16 protein-coding genes are annotated in these 26,450 nt (G+C 46.9%); 5 read left to right on the forward strand and 11 right to left on the reverse strand.

What is annotated here, in order from left to right; genetic code table 11:
• Positions 1-66: 66 nt before the first annotated feature.
• Positions 67-840, reverse strand: coding sequence for a substrate-binding periplasmic protein (locus ACRRSW_RS18215; RefSeq protein WP_432460076.1), 774 nt, complete (start codon positions 838-840; stop codon positions 67-69).
• 307 nt (positions 841-1,147) lie between these two features.
• Positions 1,148-2,140, reverse strand: a complete 993-nt coding sequence (locus ACRRSW_RS18220) for a LacI family DNA-binding transcriptional regulator (RefSeq protein ID WP_432460077.1) — start codon at positions 2,138-2,140, stop codon at positions 1,148-1,150.
• Positions 2,141-2,490: 350 nt separating this feature from the next.
• On the opposite strand from ACRRSW_RS18220, the gene ACRRSW_RS18225 reads away from it, so the two are divergent.
• Genes ACRRSW_RS18225 through ACRRSW_RS18245 form a run of 5 tightly spaced genes read left to right on the forward strand, consistent with a single transcriptional unit; the run spans position 2,491 to position 8,257 of the window.
• The gene (locus ACRRSW_RS18225; protein ID WP_432460078.1) at positions 2,491-3,543 is read left to right on the forward strand and encodes a sugar phosphate isomerase/epimerase family protein; all 1,053 of its coding nucleotides are present in this window, start codon (positions 2,491-2,493) and stop codon (positions 3,541-3,543) included.
• 10 nt (positions 3,544-3,553) lie between these two features.
• Positions 3,554-4,723 carry a Gfo/Idh/MocA family protein gene (locus ACRRSW_RS18230; RefSeq protein ID WP_432460079.1) on the forward strand — a complete coding sequence of 390 codons (1,170 nt, stop codon included), beginning with the start codon at positions 3,554-3,556 and terminating at the stop codon, positions 4,721-4,723.
• Positions 4,710-6,248 (forward strand): sugar ABC transporter ATP-binding protein, encoded by a 1,539-nt coding sequence (locus ACRRSW_RS18235; protein WP_432460080.1) that lies wholly within the window; start codon positions 4,710-4,712, stop codon positions 6,246-6,248. The genes ACRRSW_RS18230 and ACRRSW_RS18235 overlap by 14 nt, the downstream gene beginning before the upstream one ends.
• Positions 6,241-7,245: an ABC transporter permease gene (locus tag ACRRSW_RS18240; protein ID WP_432451820.1), complete on the forward strand. Its 1,005-nt coding sequence runs from the start codon at positions 6,241-6,243 to the stop codon at positions 7,243-7,245. Before ACRRSW_RS18235 ends, ACRRSW_RS18240 begins: the two co-directional genes overlap by 8 nt.
• Before the next feature lie 37 nt (positions 7,246-7,282).
• On the forward strand, positions 7,283-8,257 hold the full coding sequence (locus ACRRSW_RS18245) for a substrate-binding domain-containing protein (RefSeq protein WP_432460081.1): 975 nt from the start codon (positions 7,283-7,285) through the stop codon (positions 8,255-8,257).
• 97 nt (positions 8,258-8,354) lie between these two features.
• On the opposite strand, the gene ACRRSW_RS18250 is transcribed toward ACRRSW_RS18245, so the two are convergent.
• The 9 genes from ACRRSW_RS18250 to ACRRSW_RS18290 form a co-directional block, all read right to left on the reverse strand.
• Positions 8,355-9,197, reverse strand: coding sequence for a substrate-binding periplasmic protein (locus ACRRSW_RS18250; protein ID WP_432460082.1), 843 nt, complete (start codon positions 9,195-9,197; stop codon positions 8,355-8,357).
• 225 nt (positions 9,198-9,422) lie between these two features.
• The gene (locus tag ACRRSW_RS18255) at positions 9,423-10,112 is read right to left on the reverse strand and encodes an SIMPL domain-containing protein (RefSeq protein ID WP_432460083.1); all 690 of its coding nucleotides are present in this window, start codon (positions 10,110-10,112) and stop codon (positions 9,423-9,425) included.
• A gap of 167 nt (positions 10,113-10,279) precedes the next feature.
• Positions 10,280-12,220, reverse strand: coding sequence for a bifunctional diguanylate cyclase/phosphodiesterase (locus tag ACRRSW_RS18260; RefSeq protein WP_432460084.1), 1,941 nt, complete (start codon positions 12,218-12,220; stop codon positions 10,280-10,282).
• A 9-nt stretch (positions 12,221-12,229) separates the two neighbouring features.
• Entirely contained in the window at positions 12,230-12,901 is a 672-nt protein-coding gene (locus ACRRSW_RS18265; RefSeq protein WP_432451815.1) for a transglutaminase-like cysteine peptidase, read from the reverse strand.
• Between the two features lie 9 nt (positions 12,902-12,910).
• Entirely contained in the window at positions 12,911-13,513 is a 603-nt protein-coding gene (locus ACRRSW_RS18270) for an OmpA family protein (protein WP_432460085.1), read from the reverse strand.
• Positions 13,513-14,808, reverse strand: a complete 1,296-nt coding sequence (locus ACRRSW_RS18275) for a TolC family outer membrane protein (RefSeq protein ID WP_432460087.1) — start codon at positions 14,806-14,808, stop codon at positions 13,513-13,515. Before ACRRSW_RS18275 ends, ACRRSW_RS18270 begins: the two co-directional genes overlap by 1 nt.
• Positions 14,809-14,839: 31 nt before the next feature.
• The gene (locus ACRRSW_RS18280) at positions 14,840-16,234 is read right to left on the reverse strand and encodes an HlyD family type I secretion periplasmic adaptor subunit (RefSeq protein ID WP_432451812.1); all 1,395 of its coding nucleotides are present in this window, start codon (positions 16,232-16,234) and stop codon (positions 14,840-14,842) included.
• Positions 16,221-18,389 (reverse strand): type I secretion system permease/ATPase, encoded by a 2,169-nt coding sequence (locus ACRRSW_RS18285; protein WP_432460088.1) that lies wholly within the window; start codon positions 18,387-18,389, stop codon positions 16,221-16,223. Before ACRRSW_RS18285 ends, ACRRSW_RS18280 begins: the two co-directional genes overlap by 14 nt.
• A 79-nt stretch (positions 18,390-18,468) precedes the next feature.
• Positions 18,469-26,409, reverse strand: a complete 7,941-nt coding sequence (locus ACRRSW_RS18290) for a retention module-containing protein (protein ID WP_432460089.1) — start codon at positions 26,407-26,409, stop codon at positions 18,469-18,471.
• Between the last annotated feature and the right edge of the window lie 41 nt (positions 26,410-26,450).

Below are 26,450 nucleotides of genomic sequence, written 5' to 3' on the forward strand. Positions count from 1 at the left end.
ACAAGCTGGCAAAATGATGGTCCAGTGCACATGTTGATGTGATTCAGCTTCGCGCGAAATTAGCCCTTAGGGCGACTCAATAAACCTTTGCAAATAAGCCGGAACTTGGTGTTTACCATAGTAATTTTCAACCACCTTTAAATATTGGCCATTCTCTTTAATCATCTGAAAACCAAGCCAAAAAATGTCTTGTAAATGTTTATACTTATGAGAAAAAATGATATCTCCTTCGTCAATAAATAAGGGATCCTCAGCCTGCGCAAATTTACTGACATCCTCGGGGAAATGCTGCTTAATGACAGCCCATCCTCCTAGCTCGGTGGCAACAAACATATCATCGCGTTCCGCATACACTTTTTCCACATTTTGATGCAAAGTTCGAACTAATTCTGGTTCAATATTGGCTTTAGCAAACTCTGGGAGTAAAGCACCACCACGAATATAACCGATTTTATAGCCTTGCAAATCACGAAGCTCTTGGTAGTCCAGCCCTTGAGGGAAATGGCTCTTTAAATAAAATAATCGGATATTAACGGCGTAAATAGGTATATATGATATTTGCAACTTCGCATCATCATAGTAGAACCAATTATGAGTCCCCAGGGCTCCGGCGACCGCGTTAGTTGCAACGGCCCGAACCACTCGGGGCAGAGAGTAAACTCGATAATTAACCTTGATTCCCACTGCTGCGAAGGCTGCGCTAGCAAGTTCAGAAAGAATCGCTTCTCGACCTCCCATTAACGGTGGATAGTCTATTGTCGCCAACTCAACGGTATCGATATCTAGTTGAGGGTCCGCTTGAACTCGGCCAGAGGTCACGATGAGAAATGTAATGAGCATTAAGCAAACGCTCCTGAGTCGTCTTGCAAAACAAACCTTCATCGCTCATCACCTCCTTGCTATTAGCTAATAGGGCTGAAATCCATAAGTTTTGTAAGTATAACCAAAGAAAGCAAAACACCTAATTTTTACATCGCAGATGCTCACGACCACGACCCACACCTTCGCCGAGTATCTTAAATTAGTAAATGTTAAATATGTTTAGGATCGCCGATTAACTTACACTCTAAATAACAAGCAAACAAAAGCTGAGGAAGAGTTTAAAAGTCATATCAAGTGGGAATGCCAGCCTCATTCAGCTGTTTAGTTAGATCATTTCCGGAGGGGTTGCGCTAGAGCGAACCAATAACTGAGTTGGCACGACCGTATCTTGGTTAACTTTACCACCTGTCAATATTTTTAGTAGGGTATGCATCGCTATTTTACCAATATCTTCTTGCGGTTGGCGAATGGTCGTGAGTTCTGGATTAGTGTATTCGGCAAACAGGAGGTCATCAAAACCTACGATAGATAATTGCTGTGGTACTTTAATACCAAGCTGAGTCGCAGCCTTCATCGCCCCTAACGCCATCATGTCATTAAAACAAAATAAAGCAGTCATCGAGTAATGCTGCTGTAAACGCATAAACGCACTATAGCCAGACTGAAAACTAAAATCCCCCTCCTCAAAAGCCGCTTCATTGAGCGTATATCCAGCTTGAAGTAGAGCATCTTGATAACCCGCTTTACGGTCAATACAGATAGGATTTTCCATGGGACCGGTAATACAAGCTATTTGGTGATGCCCTATATCCAGCAAGTAATCCACCGCCCGTTTAGCCGAACCTCGATTATCGATGCGGACCGTTGGTATAGGAAAATCGGGAAAATATTCACAAGCCATAACCATTGGAATGCTCGTCCCTTGTCGGATCTCCATCGGTAGCTCGGCAGTTAAAGAGATAATGCCGTCAGCCTGCTTGCTGCGGACTAAGTCCATATATTCTTTGGCTTGTTCTACAGTGTGGATTGAGTCACCGAGTAATACTTTATAAGCATTTTGTAAGGCAATCTGCTGTATACCACGCACAATATTTGCAAAAAACATATTGGCGATATCCGGCACAATAATGACCACCGTTTTCGATTCACTTCGCCTCAGGTTACGAGCGATAACATTAGGAGCGTAGCCCGACTGGGCAATCGCCAGCTCAACCTTAAGCCGAGTTTTATCCGATACTTTTGCTGGATCCGTCATAGCACGAGAGACCGTAGCAGTTGATACTCCAGCAAGCTTGGCAACATCTTTTATGGTTGGCATGAACAGTCCTAGTTGCTAATAACACCAGCACAAAGCTTCGGTCGACGCTCCGTAAGTCCATCTAAATGTAACGGATTACATCGGTTTTTGCAAAAGCGCTTTACGCTATTTGCTTTACGGATAACGTTTCTTAACCGGTGACCATTAAAGCTCAACATTGATCACATTTACGCAACAACCGCTAGATAAAAGCCAACATCTTGTATAGATTTTATCCACCAATGAAAAAAACATATGACGAAGCGAAATAAACCACCGGAGTAAATGAACAACATGATAACTCTTAAAATGCAAAAATGTAATCGATTACATTTGTCATTACTGATTCAACGGATCGATAAGGAATACCGATGAAAAACCTACAAGGACCCGCGCTATTTCTGGCTCAATTTGCCAGTGATGAGCCCCCCTTTAATACCCTCGATAATATTGCCCGTTGGGCTGCAAGCTTAGGTTACAAAGGGGTACAAATACCGAGCTGGGATAAACGTTTATTTGATCTGGAGCGCGCCGCCAACGATTTAGCATATTGCCAACAAATTTTAGCGCTGCTTGACGGTCACGGTCTCACCCTGACCGAATTATCGACTCATTTACAAGGCCAACTGGTGGCAGTACACCCCGCTTACGATGAAATGTTTGACGGCTTTGCCCCCGAGCAGTTTTACGGCAAACCGAAAGAGCGTCAACAATGGGCTGTCGAGCAATTGTTACTGGCAGCAAAGGCATCACAAAACCTTGGGCTTCACGCCCACGTCACTTTTTCCGGAGCCTTGCTATGGCCTTATATGTACCCGTGGCCACAGCGTCCAAAAGGGCTAATTGAAACGGGTTTTGCCGAACTCGCTAAGCGCTGGCTGCCCATTTTGGATGCCTTCGACCAAGCTGGTGTCGATCTATGTTATGAAATACATCCCGGAGAAGACTTACACGATGGCGTGAGCTTTGATCGATTCTTAGCTGCAGTTAAATACCATCCACGCTGCAACATCCTATTTGATCCGAGCCATTTTGTTTTACAACAACTCAATTATTTAGACTTTATTGACCACTACCACCCACGTATAAAAATGTTCCATGTCAAAGACGCTGAATTTAATCCAAGTGGCCAACAAGGTATGTATGGAGGCTACCAAAGCTGGAGTGAACGAGCTGGCCGATTTCGCTCCTTAGGTGATGGGCAGGTTGATTTTGTGAGCATTTTTTCCAAGCTGGCACAGTACGACTTTACTGGGTGGGCTGTGGTGGAATGGGAATGCTGCCTGAAACATCCTCAAGCTGGCGCTGCCGAGGGAGCAACCTTTGTCAAGAGAAACCTCATTCAGGTGACCGATAAGGCCTTTGACGACTTTGCCGATAGCGCAATCGATCAAGCAGCCAACTTACGCATTTTAGGTTTATAAGGAACAAGGTATGACTAAGATTAAATTAGGCATGGTTGGCGGGGGAAGTGGCGCATTTATCGGCGCAATTCATCGCATAGCCGCCCGTTTAGATGATCAATTTGAGCTGGTCGCTGGCGCCCTCAGCGCTGATCCGAACAAAGCCAAACAATCGGCAGCAGAACTTGGTATTGAACCGACACGCTGTTATCTCGATTATCGAGACATGGCCGAAGCCGAAGCTGCACGTAGCGATGGCATCACAGCGGTAAGCATTGTGACACCAAATCACTTACACTTCCCGATTGCGGAAGCGTTTTTACAGGCTGGCATTCACGTCATTTGTGACAAACCAATGACCTGCTCACTACAAGAAGCCTTAAGCCTGCAAACATTGGCCACTCGAAGCGGAAAATTATTTGTATTAACGCATAATTATAGCGCCTACCCGATGATACGGCAGGCCCGCCAAATGGTCAGCGAAGGGATCTTAGGTAGACTGCGTTTAGTTCAAGTCGAGTATGCCCAAGATTGGCTGACCACCGCCACCGAAAATAGCGGTAATAAACAAGCAGCTTGGCGCACCGACCCCCGACGTTCTGGTCCTGCGGGTTGTTTAGGTGACATTGGTACCCATGCTTTCAACTTAGCCACCTTTGTCTCTGGCTTACAAGTCGAACAAGTCAGCGCAGAACTCACCAGCTTCGTCGAAAATCGAATATTAGACGATAACGTACATGCAATGCTGCGTTTTGAGCAAGGTGTACGCGGTATGTTGTGGAGTTCGCAAGTCGCCCCCGGCAATGAAAACGGGCTGCGGATCCGGGTCTACGGTAGTGATGGCGGTTTAGAATGGGCGCAAGAGCAGCCCAATCAGCTAATTTACAGCCCCTTTGCGCAACCAAGCCGGATCTTAAGTCGAGCTGGTTATGGTTATCAATCAGGATCCCCCCATTTAGTTAGAACGCCGGCAGGCCACCCCGAGGGTTACCTCGAGGGCTTTGCTAATTTATATCAAGAAACCGCGCAAGCTATCCGACTGTGCGCGGCAGGAAAATCTCCCACTGAAATCTTTGCCAACAGCCTATTACCGGGCGTAAAACAAGGTGTTGAAGGCTTACAATTCATCAATGCAATGTTGTTTTCTTCACAAAATAACGGCCAGTGGACCGCTTTGGAGAATGGGCATGAAGCAAGCTGAACCCATTCTAAGCCTAGAGAAAATCAGTAAACACTTTTCTGGGGTACCTGTATTAGATGGCATTAGTGCACAGATAATGCCCGGCGAAGTGATGGGGATTTTAGGCGAAAACGGAGCTGGAAAATCCACGCTACTGAAAATTATTTCCGGTATTTATCAAAGTAGTGGCGGTCGAATTTCAGTCGCCGGAAAACAAGTAAAGATCAATAGCCCTAGCGATGCGAAAGCACTCGGTATCGCCATGATCCCTCAAGAATTTAACCTCATCGCTAGTTTGAACGTATTTGAGAACATCTTTCTTGGGCAAGAACTCAAGGGGCCAATATTACTCAATAAAAAAGCGATGCGCCAACGAACTCAAGAGTTATTAAGTTTACTTGAAACCGAGCTATCAGCAGATGCCCTGATTGAGCAACTGAGTGTCGCCGAAAAACAGATGGTCGAAATAGCCAAAGCTTTGGTTAATGACGCTCGACTGCTGATTATGGATGAGCCAACAACCGTGCTCACCAGCCAAGAAGTCACGGTGTTATTTAAACTGATTGAAAAGTTAAAAGCGCAAGGTGTCACTATTTTATTCATCTCGCACAAGCTTAAAGAGGTAAAACAATTATGCGATCGGCTGATGATCTTGCGTGATGGTTCACTCATCACGATTGAACAGGTAAGCGAAATCAACGAACAAGACATGGCCCGTAAGATGGTTGGTAGAGAACTTAATCAAGTATTTCCTCTGCGCTCCGAAATTCAATCCCAGCAAGCACTAGAGATTCAGCAGCTCTCAATCAAAGGCCTGCTGCACGATATCAGTTTTAGTGTACGCCGGGGTGAAGTTCTGGGTTTTGCTGGCTTAGTCGGTAGTGGCCGAACCGAAATGGCAGAGGCAATCATGGGCCTCCGCCGACGCCATTCTGGAAAAATATGGGTTCAGCAACAAATGGTATCGATCCATAACATTAAGGATGCCCTAAAACACGGTCTGGCTTACTTAAGTGAAGATCGCCAAGGCTGTGGCCTTACCATGAACTTTAACCTACCCGAAAACATCAGTTTGATTTCTTTAAGCCAATACTGCAAAGGCTTAATTAATCATCGTAAAACTCACCAGACAGCCGAACACTATGTGAAGAGATTCGATATTAAAGCCGCGTCATTAAATAGCGAATTATTGTATTTGAGCGGAGGGAATCAACAAAAGGTTTATCTGGCGAAATGGATGGACACCCAACCACAAATTTTAATCCTCGATGAACCCACTCGGGGAGTGGATGTAAATACCAAGAAAGAAATTTATCACTTTGTACAAAACCTTACCGAACAAGGCTTAGCGGTCGTAGTGATTTCCTCCGATATGGAAGAGTTAATAGGCCTTGCTCACCGGGTACTGGTGATGCGCGAGGGTCGGATCCAAGGCGAACTCAAGGCCCAGCAAATTAATGAACAACAAATTATGTTTCTGGCAGCGGGGCTAACCTCACAAGCGACCACCACCACACTTCAACGACAGGAGAGCGAGCATGAATGAGCTTGCAAAAATGAAAACTAAAAACCAGCCGAAGCGAGCAAGAACTTGGCTCAGCAGATTGCCAACACTTAGTATTTCAAATTGGGCTCCACTCCTCGCGCTGTTAATTTTGATCTTACTCTCGGCCTTAGCGAGCGAACACTTTCTGATCCCCAGAAACCTCACGAATGTACTACGCCAAGTCTCTTACACCGGAATTATCGCCCTTGGGATGACCTTTGTGATTATCGCTGGTGGGATCGACTTGTCGGTCGGTTCGATGCTGGCCTTGGTCGGTGTATTAGTCATTATGTTACTCAACTATTTAGGGGATGGTTGGACTAGCGTTGTCATCGTAATTGTCGCAGCAATGGCAATGGGAGCTGCCTTTGGGGCGCTCAACGGCTGGCTCACGACCAAAGGTAAAATTGCCGCCTTCGTTTCGACTCTAGCCACCATGTCTATTTTTCGCTCACTCACCCTTTACATTAGCGATGCTGGAGAAATGGTCTCGCAAAACTCCTATTACCCAGATCTCGGAGGGGGCTACTGGCTAGGTATTCCGATCCCAGTCTGGCTATTTTTGAGTTTAGCGCTATTAGGCCATGTGGTATTGCGCCACAGCGCGTTCGGGCGCCACCTTTGCGCGGTGGGCTCAAACCCTAAAGTAGCAACTTACTCGGCAATCAATGTACAAGGCGTGTACTTATTAAGCTTTGTGATTGTGGGGTTTACCGTGGGTTTATCCGCACTCATGCTTTCGTCACGGCTGAATTCGGTGAGCCCTGGGGACGCGGGCCTATTTTACGAGCTGGATGCGATTGCCGCGGTGGTGATTGGCGGCACTTCGCTATCCGGTGGCAAAGGAACCTTATGGGGGACGGTTATTGGAGCCATCATTCTGGGGATTATTAATAATATGCTGAATTTATTAGGGGTTTCTCCCTATCTACAAGGAACGGTAAAAGGCTTGGTTATTTTGATTGCGGTATTAATGCAATTCAAACGAGACCGCTAAAGCCACGCCGTCAATTTAATACGAAGGAGAGCAAGTCATGAGTTTATTACAACACATAGGAAAACTGCTACTGGGTATTGTGCTTGTCAGTTCGCTAAGCATCAATATCGCGATAGCAAAAAACCTCAAAATTGGAGTATCGGTACCCTCAGCAGACCATGGTTGGACCGCTGGGTTGCTGTGGTGGGCAGAAAAAGCCGCCAAAGATTTTAAACAACAAGAAGATGGGCTGGAGTTTTATGTAGTCGCAGCCAGCTCAGGCTCAAAACAAGTGGGAGATGTGGAAGATTTAATGATTAAAGGGATCGATGCGCTCGTCATTTTACCCCACAATCCAGCAACGCTACAGAAAGTTATCGAAGAAGCCTACAACAGCGGTATTTATACCGTCGTGGTTGACCGAGAACTGGAAGTTCCCGCCCAAAATGTATTTATTGCCGGAGATAACGCAGGTCTTGGCAGAGTCAGTGGTGAATGGCTTGCAAAAGAAATGAAAAACAAAGGAAAGGTGGTTGTGATTGAAGGCATGCCCATTCCGATTAACAAGCAGCGAGTAGACGCCTTTAATCGAGTGATAGCGAAACATCCAGAAATCACCATATTAGACAGTCAGCCAGCCGATTGGTCGACCCAAAAAGCCTTGGCTGTCATGGAAAACTATTTACAAAAACACCCTAAAATTGATGCGGTATGGTGCCAAGATGACGATATGTTAAAGGGTGTGATGCAGGCAATCAAAGAATCTGGGCGCAGCGATATTAAAACCGTTTTAGGTGGCGCAGGTTCACAGGACATTATAGCCATGATCGTTAATGGAAACCCCGTGGTAAGAGCCACAGTGACCTATCCACCAAGCATGATTGCTTCAGGGATTGCGTTAGCAATTACCGGGTTACGTCATGAACATTTAGGTAGAATGTATCACAGTGCACCATCACGAGTGATTTTAGCGGCCGAACTGGTTGATACCCACAACGCCCAAGACTTTGTGGTAAGCGATGCCGCCTATTAAGTCGACCGACTAATCGTATATTGATGCAACTCTCCAAGTCACAAGTCCATTCCACGCGGCAGGACTTGACTTGGAGAGTTCTCACAAAATGCCAAGCTTATTCGACGGCTTTAAGTGTTTCAAGGATAATTGGCTGCTGCATAAAATCGAGCATGTGTTGCGGTAAAGCTCTCCCACCGTAGTACTTTTGAATAATGGTCAAATATTCTCCATTCGCCTTGATGGCTTCAAAACCCTGTTGGAATAACGCAGCCAAATAGCGCTGTTGACTCGCGAAAATAATATCCCCACTAATGTTGAGGATCGCTTGCTCTGCGGACGAAAACTTATCGACATGCTCAGGATAGTAGCGCTCAATAATCGCCCAGCCTCCAAGCTCGGTAGCGGCAAACATATCATCTCGCCCCGCATAAACCTTATGCACATTTTGGCTCAAATTTCTCACTAAATCCGGTTTAATCCCTTCACGTTCAAATACAGGAATCAGTGAACCGCCACGGATATAACCGATTTGGTAGTCTTTGAGCTCGCTTAAATCTTGATACTTGAGTCCCTCGGGAAAACGAGATTTTAAATAAAAGAGCAGCATATTCAGGCTATACATACGAATGAAAGCAACCGGTTCATCAGCGGGCGCATAATGAAACCAACTATTACTGCCTAAGGCCCCTACCACACTATTACTGGTAACCGCTCTCACCACCCTCGCTAACGGATACACTTTATAAGTAACGGCTATTCCCATCGCATTAAAGGCCGCCGTTGTAATATCGGTCATGATACTGTCTTTCTTGCCCAGTAGCGGCGGATAATCGATGGTGACAAACTCGACTTCGGTGGGCGGCACTGGCTGTGCGGCCAGCGGCAAAGCAAAGTTCATCATCAACACCAACCACATCAGCTGCAGTAAAGGGAGCGATTGTTTAAACTTTTTATCCATGTTAAGTGCTCTGACAATTCAAACCAATTCAGCAGGTTCAGCGTAAACCTGCTGCTGAAAGCCAACTCGTACACCACAAGCTAAGCCTATTCGTAGTCCGCCGTGAAGTTTGAGAATCGGCATCTTTCATCAACCGTCCGGCACAAGGATACTGGCCGCTACTTGATCGTCACTGGGTTGAGTCAACTACATCCTCTGGCTCGGACTTATGATTCGCTTGTCCAATCAATCATCTTCGGTTAATAAGTTAAAACTAACATCGACGTTATCACTAAATACTAGCTGAGCAGCCTGATAGGAACTACTATTCCCATCCGCGGCTAAATTCGCCCGTTCTATTTTCATCATTGGCACAGCCGTTTGACTACGGTAGTTCACCTCGGCGACGGCACCTAAACGGCTATTATATGCATCGGCCAGTTGTTTGGCTTTTGCGTAGGAATCTTCCACAGCCATCGCGCGAACCTGATGCTGATATTGTTCAGCTTGTGAGCTGGTATATTGCAAGCGACGAACCTCATCCACACCACTGAGCATCGCAGCATCCAATACGCGAGTGAGTAAGTCCAGACTTGAGAGCTCTACAACGATACTACGTTGTGCACGGTAACCGACAAATATTCGTTCGCGGTCTTGATAGCGGTACTCAGCTTGAATTTGTAATTGGCTAGCTTCGAAACGATCAGATTCGCTGAGCAGATTAGCCAATTTTGACTGTGTCACCTTCACGATTTTATCCACTTGTTGCTTCGCATCACCAGCGGTCTTCGCCAGACTCGAGGCCTGTAAATCAAGTTGTACCTGATCGGCAATTACCAATAGCTTCGCTTCACCATTCGTATGTAACAATGCGGCAAACACTGGTTGAGCTGTCGCGCAACAGCAAATGACTAGCGCTAACAGATAATTCTTCATCTTATTCCCTCGTAAGCCCTCGGGCATATTCATCTTTTATGGTTAATCTTCTCTAGATAAAAAACCTTACGGAGCCGTTGAACCGCCTTAGTAGAGGCTTTATCTGCAACAGACCCCGAAAATATATCCGCTCAATCTGCCTTAGCAAACAATCAACAAACATCGCTTCATCGCCGCTCCCCAATCAAGTTGAATTTTTCAGGTGGCGCCACATAACCTTGATAGGCATCCACCGGTAGGCTGGCTAAACGCTCAACTTGCTGTTGATTCTCCACCCGTTGTGCCACCGTCACAATTTGCAAATTTTTAGCCGCACGACAAATAGCACTCAAGAAATGACTATCGCCCCCTTCAACCAAAGCCTGAGCGGTATAGCCATAATCAATTTTCACATAATCTGGTTTGACTCGACTTAAGTAACTCAGTGAGTTTAGGTTACGACCATATTGATCGATGCCAATCTGAAAACCAAGGTCACGCAAGCAATCGATGCATCGGCTAAGTTCACTATTTTCATGCAAAAATGCGGTCTCTGGGATCTCAAAAGCCATCCGCTTCGCCACTGTTTGCTGCTGCCGGGCAAAACCAACCAACCAGTTTAAAAACTGAACATCACTCAAGGCCGACAAGGTGAGATTAATGGCTAAGCTTAAGTCTAGCTGTCGATGCAAGGCAATGGCGGCTTTTTCTACCACCATTTGGTCAAATTGAGCGCCCAGTCTAAATTGTTCAATTGCTGGCATAAATTGCCCAGCGGCATAATCTTGAGCATCGACCTCGATAGTCGTAAACAGTTCATGGTGTAACACACTATCGGTATGAATAAACTGAACCACTTGGGTTTTATAATTCAAACTTTGCCGCTCAATAGTGCTTTCCAGTAACTGTTTCCATTGGCTACGAGGTATCGCATTATCTTCAACCGCTGCCAGACTATAATACCCCTCACGTTGCTCACGCGCAGCATGCAAAGCTGCATCGGCGGCAGTCAGTAATTGGCTAATATTCTCATCATGCTGGCGCAATACTAAACCCATCACCATCGGCCGACTAAGATAATGCTGCCAAGGCCCCAGTCGTTGCATAATGTCTTGATGAACTTGCTTGGTCAGCGCTAACAATTGTTGCTTATCAAAGCCTTCCGCTAAAATAGCGAACTCTAATTTACTAATGCGAGCAAATACCAATTGTTGTTGTTGCTGGATATAACTAGAAAATAATTCGCCCACGGATTGAATCAAGTGATCACGTGCGACAAAACCATCTCGCAGATGGATGGCTTCTATCACATCAAGCGAGAGCAAGACGACACCACCCACTCCGGATTCAGCCAACCAAGACTGACTCTGACTGACAAAATAAGCTCGATTGCCCAAACCTGAGACCGAATCCTGAAAAGCTTGCTGACGGAGGATGCTCGCCTCCCGGACCTGTTGCTCAAACTGCTGGGCAATACTATCTGACATATGATTAATCGCCCCCACCACACTGCGCAGCTCTTGAGTGCGAGGCAAGGGGATGGTTTGCCCAAAGTTACGCTGTTCCAACTGTTTGGCTTGCTCTTGAATTTGTTCTAGCGGCTTTAATAAATAACGTAGCGCTCGCATCAGCAATAGCACTGTAACCAAATAGCCCACCACAAACAGTTTGGCGAGATCAAGCATGGCATCCCATAACTGCAAGTAGGCATAGCCAGAGTGAGCGACCACATTTAATTCGCCCAACTGCATCCAACCACTAGTGAGCACCTGCTGTTGGGCGCTCGGTTTAAACCACGCCAGCGAGATAAACCAATCAGGTACCCCCTCAATGCTGGCGCTATTACGTCGATCAATCAATTGATTATCAGTGAACATTTTCAGGCTGATTTGCTGATAGTAGCCACTGTCGAACATCGCGTTAATCACCGACTCGGCCGCCACTTTATCATTCGCTTCAAGATAAGGACTCAAAGACAATCCCAAAGAGGTAACTGTATTATTCACATCTGAGAGCTGCTGTTCAGACAAATAAGTTCGAGTATTGTTAACATCAATCGTAAATACAACGGCAAGTAAGCCACCATAAATCAGCAATACGACTATCAATAATTGGCGATATAAGGTCATAGTGGTCCCCTAGCCCTCAAAATTCTTTACTGGTTTTTTCAATTGATTGAGCCGCCAGCGCTGTTGTAAATCGGTCCATAATTTAAGTCGAGAAGAGTTACCCGCCAACTGACCTCGACCTTTTTCTTTCATTAGCCAAAGATGCTGACCGTTGAAGCTATAGATCGGCACTAAGTCACCACGTTGTGTCGCAGGCAGGATCCTTGGATTGATATTATCAAGAATAATGGGAACCGAAGCCGGAGTTTTATAATACGCAACAACCATATGAAACTGATTATAAGTCAAAGACTTAACGTAGACCAAGCGCATCTTGCTATCATCAACCCCTAATTCGATTAAGGAGAAATATTTGGCGATGCTAAAATCGTCACAATCACCAGCGGCTGCGCCTAAAAATTCAACCGGAGTCGCCCAGTAATCTTTTTGTCCCCAAACTTCAATATCATCGACAAATAACATTTGATTGAAAAAATCATTGACCCGATTGAGCTGCTCGGCCTCTGCAATGGTTTGACTCTCGGCAATCAACTGACGCCAGGCGCGAACTCTTAATTCGGCTCTTTCACCATAAAAACTGCGGACCGTGGCGGCAAGTTCTTCCAGTTGATAGGCCGAAGCGAGTAGCAGCATTGGCCAAATTAAAGCCATCAGCCACCAGCGTGAAAAAAGGCGCCGCATGCCGCTAACCTAAGGCTTTAACTGAGACGTGTAGATAGTCCATTTAGGGACCACATTGCGGTATTGTTGTTGCACAAATATACGGACTCGACGATTGGCAGCCGCCGCTTGAGGTGAATCATCATCCACCAACTGTTGGCTTTCGCCCATAGGCTGTAGTTGGATCCTCTGCTCACTTATTTGAAAACGCTCAACCAGTACCTGGCTCACAGCCTTCGCCCGTTGCCGCGAAAGTTGCAGATTATAGTCTGCACGACCGCTAGCACTGGCGTAACCTTCAACTCCAATTTCAACCTGAGGATAACGCCGCATAAATTCAGCGACTTGCTGTAACTGCGGCTCAAACTCACGCTTCAATTGACTCGAATCATTTTCAAAAAATACCATCAGCTCATAACTATCAACATTTAATTGATAAGCAGCACAACCATTATTATCAATTTCAGCCCCAGATTCGGTATCGACGCAAAGATCTCGTTGATTAATGACCCCATCGCGATCTTGATCAGCACGGTCGTAGCCCGCCAATTCAACCCTATAAGGCTCAACACTCTGGCTACAAGCCATCAGATTGAAGATCGCCAGTAAGATGACTGCGCTCAATTTAAGCATTAAAAAGTCCAATCTTCGGGTCGGTCTACCCGTAATCCTTCGAGCAATTGCCCAGTGGCATTCAGCAGACGGTATTTCGCTCGTAATTCGTCAATATCGGCAGCAATAAACTCATTTTGAGCTTCAAATAACTCGTTCTCAGTATTCAGTACATCCAACAAACTACGCTTTCCCAAATTAAACTGTTTCTTGTAGGCGCTCACTGTTTGGTAACTCGCATCAACGTGCCGCTGCAAGAATGATTTTTGACGAACCAATACATCCCAGGCATTCCAAGCCAAGCGCGTGCCCTCAGTGACTTGACGCAGCGCATCCTCATTCATCGATTTGGCCCGATTGACCTGATAAGCGCTCTGACGAATCGCCGCTGAATCACTGCCACCATTAAATAAGTTATAACGCAAGCGTAGCATCGCCGCTAGCTCATAATCTTTGGTATGAGCGAGACCGTTTTGGTTACGATTCCAATCCCCATCTAACTCTAAAGCAATCTCTGGGTAATTACGCGACTTAGCCACGGTATTTTGGGCGTTCGCGGCTGCAACATCATATTGCGCAGACTTTAATGCGGGGTGAACTTTCAAGGCCGCATCAACCGCACTATCAAGATCCGGCGGTAACAAGTTCATATCGGCCGCCGGCATGACCAAATCCTGAGGGAGACTATTCACCACTCGCAAAAACTGGCTTTGAGCATCCAATAGGTTATTTTGAGCGGAGAGAGCATTGGTGTTCGCTCGTGCCACTCGACCGTTAATTTGAGTAAGATCGGCACTAGAACCTAGCCCGGCATCGGTGCGCTTCTTAATATCCCCTTGGATCGCCAGATGAGTTTGCAAATTATTCTCAGCCAAGGTAAGCAATTGCTGTTGCTTGAGCACCTCTAAATAGACATTCACTACCTGCAACGCAATATTCTCGGCATCGTTATACAATAACCACTGATCGGCCCGCGCCTCATTCTCGGTTCTCGATACCTCACCGGTAGTCGCAAAACCGCTAAATAATAACTGACGAATACTAATACCAAGCTCTGTAGGATTGGCGCTATTGGTACCTGACGCGTTTGTTTCCCGTTGCCCCCACCCCGCGCCAGCATTCAAATCAACCTTGGGATAAAAGCCGCCCTTTGCCCCCTGATATTGCTCACCACTTGCCTTAAACTGGTTAAAAGAAGATTGTAATTGAGGATGCTCGGTTAAAGCTTTGGCCACCGCTTGCTCTAAAGATTGAGCCGAAGCGAAATTACAGCTCATCATCAATCCAAACGTAACGCTTAAGCACAACTTGTTCATTAACTCTCCTTGTTAACTGGTACGTTCACGATTAACGTTCTCTTAACGCAGTCTGTCGCGCCTTCATAATCGGTTTTAATAGATAATCCAAAATACTCTTTTTACCGGTGATAATGTCTACATTGGCCAACATTCCAGGAATAATTGGTAACTGCATGTTATCACTACCTAAGTAGTTTTTATCTGTACGTACCCGCACTAAATAGTAGCTATGACCTTCTTCATCCAAAATCGTATCTGCGCTTATTAATTCTAAATGACCATTCAAACCGCCATAAATTGAAAAGTCGTAAGCACTGAATTTAACAACAGTTTTAAGCCCCGGACGAAGAAAAGCAATATCTTTAGGTTGAATTTTCGCCTCAACCAATAAATTATCTTCCATAGGTACGATTTCCATGATGCTCATCCCTGGTTGCACCACTCCACCCACCGTATTGCTATAGATTTTTTTCACAGTCCCCTTGACTGGCGAGACCACTGAAGTACGAGCGACTCGATCCCGCAGACCAACTTGACCCTCGGTTAATGGCTGCAATTCAGATTCAATTTTATTCAACTGCTGACGAGCATCACTCAAAAAAGCGAGCGCAATATCTCGACGCTTATACACCGTTTCGGCGATAGCACTGCGAATTTTTGGTTCTAATAGCTTGCTACTTTGAAGTTCGCCATTAAGGTCGTTAGCTTGACGTTTCAATTTTAACAATTCGACCTGAGAAACAATACCTTCTTTGGCTAAGGGTTTCGTGAGGGCGAGCTCTTCTAGCACCAAACTGTAACTCCGCTGAGCATGCTCAACCTTAGACTTAAGCTCCAATAACTCCTGTTGTTTCTGCTCAATTTGCCCTGCGGTAATCGACAATTGATTTTGTAAGGCCCGCAACCTAGCCATCTTTTGCAACTGCTGCCCCTTCACTTCTTCAGGGTACTTTTGGCTAAACTCGGCATCAAAGTCTATGGGCTCATCACTAATTAATACTTGTTTACGCCACTGTGTCATGTCCAACTCGGGGTGCATTTTAATACTGGTAATTTCGCTACGCAGGCGCGCTACATCAGACTGAAGATTAATTAAGCGTTGCTCTCGTTCACGAAAATCGGAACGAAAACGAGTATCGTCTATCAACAATAAAGGCTGGCCTATTTCAACAGTATCGCCTTCTTTCACCAAAATTTGTTTAAGAATACCGCCTTCAAGATTTTGAATGGTTTGAATTTGTTGGGAAGGGATCACTTTCCCCGCGCCGACCGTAACTTCATCCACTTTGGCCCAATGAGCCCAATATAAGGCGCAGATCATCAAAATAAAGATCAACCATAGTAAACGACGCGAACTACGCGGCGTTTTCATTAATATCGCGGCGTTAATATCATCCACAAATTGCAGATCACTCTCAGAAACATTTAGCTTACGCTTGGCCATTTGGTGACCTCACTTGACCAGTACGCAGTAGCTCTAGAACCTTTGCTTTACTGCCATCGGCAACCACTCGACCACGTTCCAATACAATAATCCGATCAACTAAATCCAACATCGACATTTTGTGTGTAATTAAAATAAAGGTTTTATCGGCGACAACTTGTTTCAGTTGTGCCTTCACTAAATTCTCAGAGTGAGCGTCCATACTGCTGGTCGGTTCATCGAGCACTAATACCGGAGGGTTAAACAGCAAAGCACGTGCTAAAGCGACCGCCTGGCGCTGTCCCCCTGATAAATATTGACCCCGCTCGCCCACTTGACGATCTAAACCTTCAGGATCTATATCAGTAAACTCATTCACCCCAGCTAACTCTGCTGCGCGAAAAATCAGCTCATCTTCGATATGCGGCACCCCGAGGGTGATATTTTCCCGAATAGAACCATAAAACAGATTAATATCTTGAGGTAAACACCCCAGTTTTTGACGAATATCTGCAGGACTAATCTGTTTTAAATCAACACCATCGAGACGAATAGCGCCTTGCTGTTGCGTATAAAATCCCAGCAGAAGTTTTTCAATACTGGTCTTTCCTGCACCGATTTTCCCGATAATTGCGACTTTTTCCTTGGCTTTAATCGCAAAGCTTACCTGTTTAAGCACTTGAACTTCAGAACCCGGATAAGTGAAATCTACATCGCTAAAACTGATATCGCCATCGAAATGAGAACGATGCATATAACGCTCTAGATTCTCATCCGGCAAAGCCATAATCTGTTCTAGATTTTGCAATGCCGATTGCGCCTGATTATAACGCGTTGCCAATAATGAGACTTGAGAGAAAGGAACCAAAGCGCGTCCGGTTAACATAACCGCCGCCACCAGGCCCCCCATCGACAATTCACCAACAGAGATTTGAAATACCCCAACCACCACTAATAACACCGTGGTACTTTGTGAAACAAAGCCGTTAACGCTGCCCACCGAAGTCGCCAATTTACGAATTTGCATATTCCAAGTGGCGATATTACCGACTAACTCTTCCCACTTATGCTGGAATTGGCTTTCTGCCCCCGCTAACTTCAAAGACTCGATACCAGAAAGACTTTCGATTAAATGAGCATTCTTTTGACTGGCAAATCGGCTGCCTAACTCGACCTCTTGATGCATCTTACGTTTGATCCAAAATGAATACAGAAGCATCACCAGCGCCGCCCCAGCAGGCACTAATACCAAGGGGCCGGCAACCAGTGCAATAATCGCAAGGAACAGCAAAGAAAATGGCACATCAACTAAAGCGGCAATCGTGGCGGAGGTAATAAATTCTCGGATCGAATCGAACTCTTGTATATTTTTTGCGAAGGCACCTACCGAGGTAGGACGAGTCTCCATCTTCATGTTCAGCAATTTTTCGAAGATTCGGGCAGATAATAAAATATCTGATTTCTTAGCTGCTAAGTCTAAAGTGTAAGCACGCATCTGCTTTAAAGCGAAATCGAACACCAAGACCAGCGCCATTCCAGCTGTCAATACCCATAAGGTATCCATCGCTGAATTGGGTACGACCCGATCATAAACATTCATCACAAATAAGGGCGAAGCAATTGCAAATAAATTCACAAATAATGATGCGACCAAGGCGTCTCGGTAGAGAGGAGCCGAGCGACGCAAAGTACTCCAGAACCAATGACCACGGTTACTCTTTAAAGCTTCCGGAGAACGCGCATCAAAACGATAACGTTTACGAACATAACAACAAAAACCGCTATAACTCGGAGCCAATTTGTCTAAAGTAATATGCTCGTGGCTATCAGGTAATTCCGGCCAAGCTACTTCAATATCTTGCTGGTTACGAGCAAGCAATACACAACAGCGACCATCTTCTAATAGCAAAATACAAGGCAATAATAAGTCGGGAATTTTATCAATTGGTTTTTTAACCAAAGATGCATCCATTCCGGCGCGTAATGCCGCGCGAGGTAATAACGCAGGCGTCAACAAGCCGTCTTTTAACGGTAGACCAGCCGAAAGCGCCTTCGCTGAAAAAGGCTTGCCGTAATACTTGGACAAAAATACCAAACTATTCAGTAAGGGGTCACTGCGCTCAGCAGCAATATCTAAATCACGGTGATGGTGTTGCTGTGGGTTGGCTTCCTGCACCTTGCATCCTTTACAATATAAAACATCAAGAGCAAGCCTTAGCTTACTCTTGTAATTAAATTAACCCAAATAAAAAGGTTTAGTTATCGACATTAAGCTGTTGATCTTCAATTAATTGAGTCAATATTTCGCTATCACTCATACCGCTAAAATCAACATTCTCGAGGGTAATGGTCTGATGAACACTGAAACCATTGTCGCCACCATCTTTATCGATTGAAATAATGGTATCGACACCACTTCCATGAGTCACCGTTTCGAAGGAGAGGAAAGATTCCAAACTGGCTTCCGTTTCCCCTTGTAACAAATCACTTAAGTTAAGCACATCACCGCCTTCACCAACAGTGAAATCGGTAATCGTATCATTCACGCTCGCTTGATCATCATTTGCTAACCAAGCAAACATATCACTATCATCACCACCAGTAAGTATATCGTTACCCTGACCACCAATGAGTAAGTCTTCGCCGCTACCGCCAATCAAGACATCATCACCCTGATTTCCTATTAAGGCATCTTGACCGCCGCCACCCAGCAAACTATCGCTATGCTCATTGCCAATTAAAATCTCATCGGCGTCACTGCCTTGTAGCGTTTGACTATGTTCACCAACAATTTCGACCGTGGCGGTATCCGAGAGACCATCAGCATTGATGCCATAATCAAACTGCTCCAATACATCTGTTGCGGCCGATTTATTGTACTCCGCAGTATCGGTCAAAATAGTTAAATCAAGTTGATAAGCTTGGCCATTATCAGCACCCTGTTCCGCGACAATTTGGATATAATAATCACCTTGATAATCGGCAGTGTAAGTTTCCTTGGCACCGGCCCAGTAATCATCGATAACGGCTATCTGCTCTCCTGATTCATTATATAAATACACATCCACATCCACGGACCGAGAAGCATCATCATTAGAGCTGACATTAATACGTAACTGTTCGCCTACTGCCAATGTCACCTTAAACCAATCTTGGTCAACACCACCAACGACTGAAGTATCACTCTCTAAAGTCCCTTGAAAAGCGTAAGAGTATCCGTCAATGTTATTGGTATTGATGATATTGCGATCATTGGCACTGAATAAAGAGCGGTCACTTAAATCAACCGCCGTTAACAATGAATTATTGATTGGCGATAAACCGCTATCGAGCGGATTTTCAATCGCGATTGTGGCCACGGCTTCAGTTTCAAAATTACTTTCATTAATACCTAAACCGATGCCATCATCGGATTCAAACACGATATTAGCTGAATCATCCAGACTAGCACTACCGCCTTGCGCATCACTAACACCACTCAATTCAATCGCATGCCCCTGATCATTCCATAATAGGGCCAGACTCGGAATACTGATACTGCTGGTGCCATCCTGAGAAGTGATCACATAATCACGATTAGCATCAACAATTGGTTCAAATACAGTATGAATTACAATGTCGGTAACAGCACTGTCACCATCGAAGTCTGACACTGTGACACTGAAGTTTTCTTGTTGCGCCCAGCCATCACTATTCAAGCTGAGTTCATAGCTATAGGCACCAGTCACAAAGTTAAGGACTAACAAGCCCCCCAGAGCAGTGGCGATACTCAGGGTTTGTTGCTGCTCTGGTCTAGCATCTGGATCATAGGTATAAGTGGTACCATCAACCTTTATAGCGCTCACGTAGCCATTATCCGCTCCCACCATGAAACCACTGGTTGATGCCGTGTCAACTAAGCCTAACGAGCCACTCACTGCCTCGTCTAAATAACTTTCTACCAAGCTAGTCGATAAATCAGTCACATCATTTACAATAAATGCGTATTCATCATTCGCAGAATCTGAAGCAATGTCTTGTAACACCGATAAGTTGGCATTACCAATCCCCACTCCATAGCTAATATCGACATTCTCATTAACAAAAGTATCCCAAGCATCCTGTCCAGTTAAGCCCTTATACTCGACCGTCTCGTCAATACCATAACCCTGATTCGGTTCACCATCGGAAATAAAGTACAACAGCGTACTATCGGCACTCGGTTGCTCGGCAACGATGCTGGATTGAATAACTTGATTCAAGGCTGAATCATAGTGAGTACCGCCTCCGGAGGCTAAGCTTTGCAAGTAGTCTAAGGCGTCGGCCACGTTATCAATGATCCACCCACTACTCACTTGAGAATCAGAGAAACCAATGATTTGTACATTCACATTGCCCTTATCGTCGGCCTGATCAATCAAATGGGTTAAAGCATCGACGGCAATTTTTAAGTAATCGAGCCCATCGCCATGCTCTCCATTATTCATACTCGCCGATGTGTCTAATACCAAGACTAAATTAGTCGTGACCGACAAGGGGCTCGACTCCAGAGTCAATGCAACCTGACTACCGACAGGGGCATCATCGACAATACTCACCTCAAGTGTCGCCTGACTGGTAAAACCAGCGGGAGCATTACTAACAATATAAGAGAAACTCTCGCTTTGACCATCACCCGCTAAGCGCGAGGTATTTAACTGGTATTGATAGTCTCCCTTACCAAAGCCATCATAGGCTTCGGTATACACCGTTAATACACCCTGCTCAGTGTCAATGCTAATCACGCCATTAACATCAGCAGTATACGGGCTGCCTTCATAGGCAATACTACTTATCGATAACTCGGAAAAATCTCCGCCGTCGTTGGCTAATAAGTTTCCACTTGCTGAACTATTGGCAACCCCAGGTGCCGAGCCTGTGGCCAGGCCCGCTTCAAAGACCTGCGCGCTGTCACTATTCAAATCAATAATATTGCCACTCACCGTCGCTTGGCTTTGTTGACCCCCTTGATCCTCTATCGTATAAGAGAAACGAACATCGCCACCACTATCAGGGTTCGCGGTAAAGCTAACTAAACCCGCTGCACTCACATTCACAAGCCCTTGTTCGACAGCAATAGTCTGGGCGGTTCCGGGAGTTAACAAAGTACCATCAATGGATTTAATGCTAATCGCATCACCCTCTGGGTCAGAATCATTCGCTAAAAGATCGAGTGATACAGTACCTCCCGATGCGAGTAAATTGAAATGGTCATTAATCGCCTCTGGCACATCGTTGACCGGGGTCAGATCGAGGCTGGCACTGGCGTCCACGCTGAGTGGATCGCTGAGACCATTGGTGCTGCCATTGTCGGTAATTTGGTATGAGAAGCTAACGCTGCTGTCATCATCGGCCGCCGGCGTATAAGTCCAACTGCCGTCGCCATTATCCACTAAGCTGCCAGCGCCACTGCTCAGCTGCAAGTTGCTGACCGTTAAATCGTCGCCTTCCAAGTCGCTGGCATTGGCCAATAGTTCTTCGCTGGTAATCAGCCGCGCACCGCTATCTTCGGCGATGGGAGTCAAGACGACCGCACTCGATTCGGGTGCATCATTGACCGGAGTGAGATCGAGGCTGGCGCTGGCATCCACGCTGAGTGGATCGCTCAGGCCATTAGTGCTGCCATTATCGGTGATTTGATAAGAGAAGCTAACACTGCTGTCATCATCGGCCACCGGCGTATAAGTCCAACTGCCGTCGCCATTATCCACTAAACTGCCCGCGCCGCTGCTCAGCTGCAAATTGCTGACCGTTAAATCGTCGCCTTCCAAGTCGCTGGCATTGGCCAGTAATTCTTCAGAGCTAATGATGCGCGCGCCGCTGTCTTCGGCAATCGGATCTAACACTACCGCCGTACTTTCGGGTGCATCATTCACCGGGGTGAGATCGAGGCTGGCGCTGGCATCCACGCTGAGTGGATCGCTCAGGCCATTAGTGCTGCCATTGTCAGTAATTTGGTATGAGAAGCTAACGCTGCTGTCATCATTGGCCACCGGCGTATAAGTCCAACTGCCGTCACCATTATCTATCAAACTGCCCGCGCCGCTGCTCAGCTGCAAGTTGCTGACCGTTAAATCGTCGCCTTCCAAGTCGCTGGCATTGGCCAGTAATTCTTCAGAAGTGATGATGCGCGCGCCGCTGTCTTCGGCGATGGGGGTCAAGACGACCGCACTTAATTCGGGTGCATCATTCACCGGAGTGAGATCGAGGCTGGCGCTGGCATCCACGCTTAGTGGATCGCTGAGGCCATTGCTGCTGCCATTATCGGTGATTTGATAAGAGAAACTAACGCTGCTGTCATCATCGGCCGCCGGCGTATAAGTCCAGCTGCCATCGCCGTTATCACTCAAGCTGCCATTACCGCTGCTCAGCTGCAAGTTGCTGACCGTTAAATCGTCGCCTTCCAAGTCGCTGGCATTGGCCAGTAGTTCTTCAGAGGTAATCAGCCGCGCGCCGCTGTCTTCGGCGATAGGCTCTAAGACTACTGTGCTGCTCTCAGGGGCATCGTTGACCGGAGTGAGATCGAGGCTGGCGCTGGCATCCACGCTGAGTGGATCGCTGAGACCATTGGTGCTGCCATTGTCAGTAATTTGATAAGAGAAGCTAACGCTGCTGTCATCATCGGCCGCCGGCGTATAAGTCCAGCTACCGTCACCGTTGTCCACTAAACTGCCGTTACCACTGCTCAGCTGCAAGTTGCTGACCGTTAAATCGTCGCCTTCCAAGTCGCTGGCATTGGCCAGTAATTCTTCAGAGCTAATGATGCGCGCGCCGCTATCTTCGGCGATGGGAGTCAAGACGACCGCACTCGATTCGGGTGCATCATTCACCGGAGTGAGATCGAGGCTGGCGCTGGCATCCACGCTGAGTGGATCGCTCAGGCCATTAGTGCTGCCATTGTCGGTGATTTGGTATGAGAAGCTAACGCTGCTGTCATCATCGGCCACCGGCGTATAAGTCCAGCTGCCGTCGCCATTGTCGACCAGACTGCCGTTACCACTGCTCAGCTGCAAGTTGCTGACCGTTAAATCATCGCCTTCCAAGTCGCTGGCATTGGCCAGTAATTCTTCGCTGGTAATCAGCCGCGCGCCGCTGTCTTCAGCAATAGGATCTAACACAAGCGCCGTACTTTCTGGGGCATCGTTCACCGGAGTGAGATCGAGGCTGGCACTGGCATCCACGCTTAGTGGATCGCTGAGGCCATTGCTGCTGCCATTATCGGTAATTTGATAAGAGAAGCTAACACTGCTGTCATCATCGGCCGCCGGTGTATAGGTCCAGCTGCCATCACCGTTGTCACTCAAGCTGCCGTTACCGCTGCTCAGCTGCAAGTTGCTGACCGTTAAATCGTCGCCTTCCAAGTCGCTGGCATTGGCCAGTAGTTCTTCAGAGCTAATGATGCGCGCGCCGCTGTCTTCGGCGATGGGGGTCAAGACGACCGCACTTGATTCGGGTGCATCATTCACCGGAGTGAGATCGAGACTGGCGCTCGCATCCACGCTTAGTGGATCGCTGAGGCCATTGCTGCTGCCATTATCGGTGATTTGATAAGAGAAGCTAACGCTGCTGTCATCATCAGCCGCCGGCGTATAAGTCCAGCTGCCATCGCCGTTATCACTCAAGCTGCCATTACCGCTGCTCAGCTGCAAGTTGCTGACCGTTAAATCGTCGCCTTCCAAGTCGCTGGCATTGGCCAGCAGTTCTTCAGAGCTAATGATGCGCGCGCCGCTGTCTTCGGCGATGGGCTCTAAGACTACTGTGCTGCTCTCAGGGGCATCGTTGACCGGGGTGAGATCGAGACTGGCGCTCGCATCCACGCTTAATGGATCGCTGACGCCATTGCTGCTGCCATTGTCGGTAATTTGGTATGAGAAGCTAACGCTGCTGTCATCATCGGCCGCCGGCGTATAGGTCCAGCTGCCGTCGCCGTTGTCACTCAAGCTGCCGTTACCACTGCTCAGCTGCAAGCTGCTGACCGTTAAATCGTCGCCTTCCAAGTCGCTGGCATTGGCCAGTAATTCTTCAGAGGTAATGATGCGCGCGCCGCTATCTTCGGCGATGGGCTCTAAGACTACTGTGCTGCTCTCAGGGGCATCGTTGACCGGGGTGAGATCGAGACTGGCGCTCGCATCCACGCTTAGTGGATCGCTGAGGCCATTGCTGCTGCCATTGTCGGTGATTTGATAAGAGAAGCTAACGCTGCTGTCATCATCGGCCGCCGGCGTATAAGTCCAGCTACCGTCGCCATTATCAAGCAAGCTGCCGTTACCACTGCTCAGCTGCAAGTTGCTGACCGTTAAATCGTCGCCCTCCAAGTCGCTGGCATTGGCCAGTAGTTCTTCGCTAGTAATGAGCCGCGCAGCGCTGTCTTCGGCGATAGGCTCTAAGACTACTGTGCTGCTCTCAGGGGCATCGTTGACCGGGGTGAGATCGAGACTGGCGCTCGCATCCACGCTGAGTGGATCGCTGAGGCCATTGCTGCTGCCATTATCGGTGATTTGATAAGAGAAGCTAACGCTGCTGTCATCATCAGCCGCCGGCGTATAAGTCCAACTGCCGTCGCCATTATCAAGCAAGCTGCCGTTACCACTGCTCAGCTGCAAGTTGCTGACCGTTAAATCGTCGCCCTCCAAGTCGCTGGCATTGGCCAGTAGTTCTTCGCTGGTAATCAGCCGCGCACCGCTGTCTTCGGCAATCGGATCTAACACAAGCGCCGTACTTTCTGGGGCATCATTCACCGGAGTGAGATCGAGACTGGCGCTCGCATCCACGCTTAATGGATCGCTTACACCATTGCTGCTGCCATTGTCGGTAATTTGATAAGAGAAGCGAACGCTGCTGTCATCATCGGCCGCCGGCGTATAAGTCCAGCTACCGTCGCCATTATCCACTAAGCTGCCCGCGCCGCTGCTCAGCTGCAAGTTGCTGACCGTTAAATCGTCGCCTTCCAAGTCGCTGGCATTGGCCAGTAATTCTTCGCTGGTGATGATGCGCGCACCGCTGTCTTCGGCGATCGGATCTAACACAAGCGCCGTACTTTCTGGGGCATCGTTGACATGTATGATGGATAACTGATCGCTGGCAGAATCTGTTTGACCGTTAGCCGTTACCTCCACCGTAACATTCAGTTGGCTAAGGTTTAAGCTGTCATTATTCACTGCCGCAACGCCAGCCTCGCTAAGCTTGACAGTGTTACCATCGATCACCAAATATCCATCGTCGTTATTCAATAACTGATAAGTTTGAACATCCCCTTCCGGGTCGCTAGAACTGAAATTAGCAACCACAGTATCAGTGCTAACCGAGTCTTCAGTAATATTGTCTACGGCTAAAACCTGAATACTGGGACCTTGGTCTCCAGCATCAACCCGAGCAATCACAACCGTTGCTGTATCATTAGTACTAAGTCCGTTGGCCTCGACCTGAACCGTCAAATTTAACTCGGTTAAATTCAGCTGATCATTGTTAATTGCAGCGATCCCTTCGGGGGTCAATTTCACCTGATTGCCATCAAGCAAAAAATAACCCTGACTATCATTGATGATGCTGTGACTCAGCGGATCACCATCAGGATCACTAGACACAAAGCTGGCAACCACTGTACTTTCATCAACCGCCCCTTCACTGATAGTTTCCGTATTAATACTAATGGTGGGAGCTTGATCATTCGGAAAAGGTGCAATTGTATCCTGAACATTCGCTGCGAGTTGATTAACCGTGGGAGTCGGATTAACTGTTATACCTTGGGTATCAAAACCGACTTCAGCAATAATTTCGCTGCCGACTCGCTCAATGCTAACAAAACCACCATTGCCCTCACTCACTGCAGCTGTTTCGCCGCCAGCCGCCGTCGCTTCAAATAAAGTCGTGGGGTCCACACCATCCAAAATCGCTTGTTGTAAGGCTTCGATGTCAACATCATTCACCGCGCTCAGCTGCTGCGCTTGTCCTGTGGTAACATCTACTGGTAACTGAGTGCCGCTGTTCTCTCCTAACTGATATTCAGCACCACCATAATAGAAACCTAATTGCGCTCCCTGGGAACTAATAATTAACTCCCCAGCTTGAACTTGATCGCCTGGCTGCAGAGCCCTAATATTGCCAAGTTCATCCACAGCAAACGCTTGCCCTTGAATAGACACGATTGTTGCACTTGAAGTTGCAATGCTCTGTTCCATATTTATTTCCTTTCAACATGATCGATGTTCTAGATTTCTGC

The sequence above is a fragment of the Agarivorans sp. QJM3NY_25 genome, from assembly GCF_050870875.2.
In the GTDB taxonomy this organism is placed as follows: domain Bacteria; phylum Pseudomonadota; class Gammaproteobacteria; order Enterobacterales; family Celerinatantimonadaceae; genus Agarivorans.

Excerpts from the sequence above, each read along its gene's own strand:
- ACRRSW_RS18215 (WP_432460076.1), bottom strand. The coding sequence starts at position 840 with ATGCTCATTACATTTCTCATCGTGACCTCTGGCCGAGTTCAAGCGGAC.
- ACRRSW_RS18220 (WP_432460077.1), bottom strand. The coding sequence starts at position 2,140 with ATGCCAACCATAAAAGATGTTGCCAAGCTTGCTGGAGTATCAACTGCT.
- ACRRSW_RS18225 (WP_432460078.1), top strand. The coding sequence starts at position 2,491 with ATGAAAAACCTACAAGGACCCGCGCTATTTCTGGCTCAATTTGCCAGT.
- ACRRSW_RS18230 (WP_432460079.1), top strand. The coding sequence starts at position 3,554 with ATGACTAAGATTAAATTAGGCATGGTTGGCGGGGGAAGTGGCGCATTT.
- ACRRSW_RS18235 (WP_432460080.1), top strand. The coding sequence starts at position 4,710 with ATGAAGCAAGCTGAACCCATTCTAAGCCTAGAGAAAATCAGTAAACAC.
- ACRRSW_RS18240 (WP_432451820.1), top strand. The coding sequence starts at position 6,241 with ATGAATGAGCTTGCAAAAATGAAAACTAAAAACCAGCCGAAGCGAGCA.
- ACRRSW_RS18245 (WP_432460081.1), top strand. The coding sequence starts at position 7,283 with ATGAGTTTATTACAACACATAGGAAAACTGCTACTGGGTATTGTGCTT.
- ACRRSW_RS18250 (WP_432460082.1), bottom strand. The coding sequence starts at position 9,197 with ATGGATAAAAAGTTTAAACAATCGCTCCCTTTACTGCAGCTGATGTGG.
- ACRRSW_RS18255 (WP_432460083.1), bottom strand. The coding sequence starts at position 10,112 with ATGAAGAATTATCTGTTAGCGCTAGTCATTTGCTGTTGCGCGACAGCT.
- ACRRSW_RS18260 (WP_432460084.1), bottom strand. The coding sequence starts at position 12,220 with ATGACCTTATATCGCCAATTATTGATAGTCGTATTGCTGATTTATGGT.
- ACRRSW_RS18265 (WP_432451815.1), bottom strand. The coding sequence starts at position 12,901 with ATGCGGCGCCTTTTTTCACGCTGGTGGCTGATGGCTTTAATTTGGCCA.
- ACRRSW_RS18270 (WP_432460085.1), bottom strand. The coding sequence starts at position 13,513 with ATGCTTAAATTGAGCGCAGTCATCTTACTGGCGATCTTCAATCTGATG.
- ACRRSW_RS18275 (WP_432460087.1), bottom strand. The coding sequence starts at position 14,808 with ATGAACAAGTTGTGCTTAAGCGTTACGTTTGGATTGATGATGAGCTGT.
- ACRRSW_RS18280 (WP_432451812.1), bottom strand. The coding sequence starts at position 16,234 with ATGGCCAAGCGTAAGCTAAATGTTTCTGAGAGTGATCTGCAATTTGTG.
- ACRRSW_RS18290 (WP_432460089.1), bottom strand. The coding sequence starts at position 26,409 with ATGGAACAGAGCATTGCAACTTCAAGTGCAACAATCGTGTCTATTCAA.